Raw genomic sequence first — 4775 nt, 5'->3', positions numbered from 1 at the left:
GTAGATCGAGGTCTCGCCGACGATCTCGCCGGCGCGGATCGAGCCGAAGCCGCCCGCGCCCGGCTTTCGCGCGCCGGTTTCTCCATCGCGGCCGAGCACGGCGACCTCGTCGAAATCGAGCCCGCGCGTCTCGCAGATCAGCCGTCCCATCGCCGTCGCCGTGCCCGACGCCAACGAACAGTGGCATGTCCTGACCGGCAACGAGGTGGGCGCGTTGCTCGCCTGGTGGGCGCTGCAGCGCAGCCAGGGCCTGCCCGACCGGCTGCTCGCCACGACCATGGTGTCGTCGCAGCTGCTCGAGAAGATGGCCACGTCGGCCGGGGTCCACTACGCCGAGACCTTGACCGGGTTCAAGTGGTTGTGCCGCCCGGCGATGTCCCGTCCGGACTGGTTTCAACTGCTCGCCTACGAGGAGGCGCTCGGCTACGCGTTGGGGCCGACGTGCCGCGACAAGGACGGCCTGCTGGCGGCGCTCGCCGTGTGCGACCTGTGCGCCCGGCTGTTGCGCACCGGCTCCGATCCCCTGGCGGTGCTCGACCGGCTGGCGCTCGATCACGGCGTCCACACCACCTCCCAGATCGCGGTTCGTTTCGAACCGTCGGCCTGGCCCGAACGCCGCCGGCAATTGATGGAACGTCTCGAGGACGACCCACCCACCATGCTGGGCGGGCGACGGGTGGAGCAGGTGGACCGCCCGGCCGACGACCTGGTTCGGCTCTTCCTCGTCGGTGGCGATCGCCTGGCGTTTCGTCCGTCCGGCACCGAGCCCAAGTTCAAGGCGTATCTCGAGGTGGTCGAGCCGGTGGTGGGCGGTTCGCGATCGGGCGGCACCGTGCTCCGGGCGGCCCGGCGACGAGCCGGCACCCGCCTCGAATGGATGGAGCACGAGGTGCGCGCGGTCCTGGCGGCCGAGGCGGCCACCAGTTGAGCTGGACGAGGCGGCAATGAACGGTCCGGCCTCGCCTGGGAACGCTGGCCCCCCACCGGAGTCGAGCGGCGATGCGTCGCAGCCATCGGCCGGCAGGGTCGAGTCGACCAAGCTGATGATCGACCGGGCGATGGGTGGCGACCGCCACGATCGTCAACTCACCACCGCCCTGTTGGCGGTGATGGTCGCACTGCTCATCCTGATTCCGTTGGGGTCGATCGCCCTGGTGCTCATCGGCCTCGGCCCCTACCCCGACGGCTGGGCGGGCGCCGAGCGCATCGAGGTCACCACGGCCGCCGACGGCCGGCCTGGATCCCTGCGCGAGGCGATCGAACAGGCGGCGGCCGGCGGCTCCGACACGGTGATCGAGCTCAAGCCCAACACCACCTACCGGCTGACCACCGGCTGCACCAGGCGCGGAGTCCAACCCGACGACGATGCCGGGGGCGGGGTTCTCGAACTTGGCGAGGCCGGCGGGCTGTATCTCAAAGGCAACGGCGCCACGGTCCGCCAGGAGTGCGCCGGCCAGCGGGTGCTGCACGCCACCGGCGACGATCGGCTGCACCTGTCGGAGGTGACGCTGAGCGGCGGGCAGGCCAAGTCGTCGCTGGGCCATGGGTCGGGCGGAGCGTTGCTGTCGGAGGGTGGCGGCACGGTGACCATCGAGGACTCGATGCTCACCTCCAACCAGGCCGAGGATTCGGGCGGTGCCGTTGCGCTGACCGGCCCCGGCAGCACGCTGAAGCTCGAGCGGTCGGTCATCTCGGGCAACACCGCCGGTGCGTCCGGCGGCGGGGTGTGGGTGATCGGTAACCTCGACGCCATCAACGCCACGATCACCGACAACCTGGCCGGCACCAACGGCGGTGCGGTGGCGACCGCGATCTCGCTCACGTTCTCGACGGTGGTCGACAATTCGACCGCCACCGCTCGCGGGGCGCGTCAGCTGGGGGCCGGTGAGCTGACCTCGTTCGCCAGCTACGTGGCCGGCGGCTCCGGTGCTCCCAGCTCGTGTTCGGTCGAGCGAGCGACCAGTGACGGCTACAACGTCGGGGACGACTCCAGCTGCGGGATTGGGCCCGGGCTGGGCGACGTGGCCAACGGCCCCCGCAACGCGGTGGGCCTGCTCGACTACTACGGGCGGCCGATCCCCGCCCGGGCACCGGTGCCGGGCAGCGTCCTGGTCGACCGGGTGCCGTCGCGGGCGTGCCTGGCTCGGACGACCGTCGACGGCCAGCGACGCAGCCGGCGTGCGGCGGCCGCCGGCGCCGGCTGCGATGTGGGTGCGGTCGAGCTGACCAACGGCCTCGACGTTCCCTTGACCGCGGTCGCCGGGCCCGTGGCCACGCCCGTGCCGGCCGAAGCCCGCTACACAGGCTGAGCCACCGGGGCGATGTGTGGCGGGATCAGACCCGCTGACCCGGATGGGTCCCGGCTGCCGACGCTGCGGTGGGCAGGTTTCGGCGCAGCTCGGCGTAGCGGGGCTTGATCGTCTCGTTGATGAGCGACAGCCGTTGATCGAAGGACAAAAACGCCGACTTCATCGCGTTGACGGTCAGCCACTCCAGCCCGCCGAGGTCGAAGCCCAGCTCGTCGACGAGCAGGCCAAACTCCTTGGTCATCGAGGTGTTGGACATCAGCCGGTTGTCGGTGTTGACCGTCACCCGAAAGCGCAGGTCGGTCAACAGCCCGATCGGATGGGCGGCGATCGAGGGCGCTGCACCGGTGTGCACGTTCGACGACGGGCACATTTCAAGCGGCACCCGGGTGTCGCGCACGTAGGCGGCGATCTGCCCCAGTCGCACCTGGGTGTCCTCGGTGATGCCAGGGGCGTGCTCCGGTCCTCGGTCCTCGGTTCGGGTCAGCTCGATGTCGTCGAGGATCCGCACGCCGTGGCCCAACCGCTCCGCCCCGCAGTAGTGCAACGCTTCGTGGATCGACGGTAAACCGAACGCCTCGCCGGCGTGGATCGTGATGTGGAAGTTCTCCCGCATCACCAGCTGGAAAGCATCCAGATGGCGCGTGGGGGGATAGCCGGCCTCCTTACCGGCGATGTCGAAGCCGACCACCCCGTCGTTGCGGTGGTCGAGGGCCACCTTGGCCACGTCGACCGAGCGCGCCGACGTGCGCATCGCAGTGCACAGCAGCCGCACGGTCAGTCCGGTGCCGGCCGACCCCTCGGCCAGCCCCTCCAGCATGGCATCGGTCGCCTCGTCCATCGACAGGCCGCCCTCGACGCACAGCTCAGGGGCCATCCGCACCTCTGCGTACACCACCCCGTCGGCGGCCAGGTCGGCGGCGCACTCGGCTGCGATGCGTTGGATCGCCTCGCGCCGCTGCATCAGCGCCACCACATGGGCAAACGTCTCCAGGTACAGGCCCAGGTCACGCCGGTCGGCGCCGCTGTGAAACCACTGCGCCAGCTCGACCGGGTCGGTGCTGGGCAGAGCGTCGTAACCGGATTGCTCGGCCAGCTCGATCAACGTGCTCGGCCGGGCGCCACCGTCGAGGTGATCGTGCAGCAGCACCTTGGGTGCGGCCGCAACCGCCTCGGCGGTGGGCGGGGCAGCGTCCAAGCGCCGGGCGCTGCGCAATAGGAGCGCCTGATCGAAGCCAGAGGGTGCGTCGCTGTCGGGAGTCGGTGCCATGTCACACGGTACGGCTCAGGGGTCCGAGTCTCAACGCTTCTCCGCAGCGCGAAACTCTGGGCATGGCCACCGACGCTCCCTTTCAACCGTTCGCCGAGGCGCTGGGGCCGGTGGAGTTGGTCGGCCTGGACGCCGACGACACCCTGTGGGAAACCGAGGGCAACTTCCAGAACATTCAGGCTCGCTTCGAGGAGCTGATGGCCCCGTATCTAGCCTCCGATGCGGTGGCGGCCGCCCACCTCGACGACGTCGAACGCCGCAACCTCGAGGTGTTCGGCTACGGCGTGAAGGGGTTCACCCTGTCGATGATCGAGACGGCGATCATGTTGTCCGACGGGGCGGTGGGCGGCGACGAGATCGCCCGCATTCTCGGCTGGTCCCGGGAGATGCTCACCAATGCTCTCGAGCCCTACCCCGGCGTCGTCGACGCGTTGGAGGTGCTGGCCGACTCCGGGCTCCAGCGCAGCATCATCACCAAGGGCGATCTGTTCGAGCAGGAAACCAAGGTGGCGGCCAGCGGCCTGGCAGAGTGGTTTGACGGCGTCGAGATCCTGCCCGAGAAGGACGTCGCCCACTACCGATCGTTGCTCCGCCGTTGGGGCGCAGACGGCGAGCGGTTCGTGATGGTCGGCAACTCGGTGCGAAGCGACATCCTGCCGGTGATCGAGCTGGGGGGCTGGGCCATCTGGGTGCCATCGGCCAACCAGTGGGCCCATGAGGTAGCCGAGCCACCGTGGGACCACCCCCGCTTCGCTGTGACGCCCAGCTTGGCGAAGGCCGTGGCGCTCTGTGCCTCACAACAAGCGATATGACGAGTACTGTGAGTGTTGTACGTGACGTCCACGATTCTTTGGGAGGGCTCGGATGACGTTCAATCGGTCCCGCGTCTTGATGTTCATGGTGTTGCTCGTCGGCACGCTGGCCGCGGTGGGGAGCGGCAGCCCTGCCAGCGCAGCTCCGGGCGCTCCGGCCGCGCCGCAGGGGGTGGGCGACGCGTCGTGTTCCGCACCGGCGCCGCACGGGTTCTCGGACGTGCCCACCAACTACTTCGCCAACACCGCCATCGCGTGGCTCGTCGAAGCCGGCATCACCACCGGCACCACACCCACCACCTTCTCCCCCAACAACCAGGTCACCCGCGCCGAGATGGCCGTGTTCCTCCACCGCAACGCCGGCGAACCAGCACCCGCCGGCCCCCA

5 protein-coding genes are annotated in these 4775 nt (G+C 69.7%); 4 read left to right on the top strand and 1 reads right to left on the bottom strand.

What is annotated here, in order from left to right:
- Positions 1 to 160 precede the first annotated feature (160 nt).
- Both PKD89_RS12510 and PKD89_RS12505 read left to right on the top strand, forming a co-directional pair.
- The gene (locus tag PKD89_RS12510) at positions 161 to 928 is read left to right on the top strand and encodes a hypothetical protein (protein ID WP_324332476.1); all 768 of its coding nucleotides are present in this window, start codon (positions 161 to 163) and stop codon (positions 926 to 928) included.
- 16 nt (positions 929 to 944) lie between these two features.
- Positions 945 to 2309, top strand: coding sequence for a hypothetical protein (locus PKD89_RS12505; protein WP_289010513.1), 1365 nt, complete (start codon positions 945 to 947; stop codon positions 2307 to 2309).
- Between the two features lie 25 nt (positions 2310 to 2334).
- Here PKD89_RS12505 and PKD89_RS12500 read toward each other — a convergent pair whose 3' ends face one another.
- Positions 2335 to 3576, bottom strand: a complete 1242-nt coding sequence (locus PKD89_RS12500) for an adenosine deaminase (protein WP_287378360.1) — start codon at positions 3574 to 3576, stop codon at positions 2335 to 2337.
- Positions 3577 to 3638: 62 nt separating this feature from the next.
- Here PKD89_RS12500 and PKD89_RS12495 point away from each other — a divergent pair, with 62 nt between their 5' ends.
- Together PKD89_RS12495 and PKD89_RS12490 are read left to right on the top strand one after the other, a co-directional pair.
- Complete coding sequence (locus tag PKD89_RS12495; RefSeq protein WP_289010512.1) at positions 3639 to 4388, top strand: HAD family hydrolase; 750 nt, start codon at positions 3639 to 3641, stop codon at positions 4386 to 4388.
- 52 nt (positions 4389 to 4440) lie between these two features.
- The coding region (locus tag PKD89_RS12490; protein WP_289010511.1) for an S-layer homology domain-containing protein at positions 4441 to 4775 on the top strand (335 nt) is incomplete at its 3' end.

Origin of the sequence: Candidatus Neomicrothrix sp., from assembly GCF_035329545.1 — a bacterium.
GTDB classification, from domain to species: Bacteria; Actinomycetota; Acidimicrobiia; order Acidimicrobiales; family Microtrichaceae; genus Microthrix; species Microthrix subdominans.
Note: the sequence above shows the minus strand (reverse complement) of the source record. Positions and strands in the feature narration are given on the sequence as shown.

What these genes read in the sequence shown, in the direction of transcription:
- PKD89_RS12495 (WP_289010512.1), top strand. Translation starts at nt 3,639, where the DNA reads ATGGCCACCGACGCTCCCTTTCAACCGTTCGCCGAGGCGCTGGGGCCG.
- PKD89_RS12505 (WP_289010513.1), top strand. Translation starts at nt 945, where the DNA reads ATGAACGGTCCGGCCTCGCCTGGGAACGCTGGCCCCCCACCGGAGTCG.
- PKD89_RS12500 (WP_287378360.1), bottom strand. Translation starts at nt 3,576, where the DNA reads ATGGCACCGACTCCCGACAGCGACGCACCCTCTGGCTTCGATCAGGCG.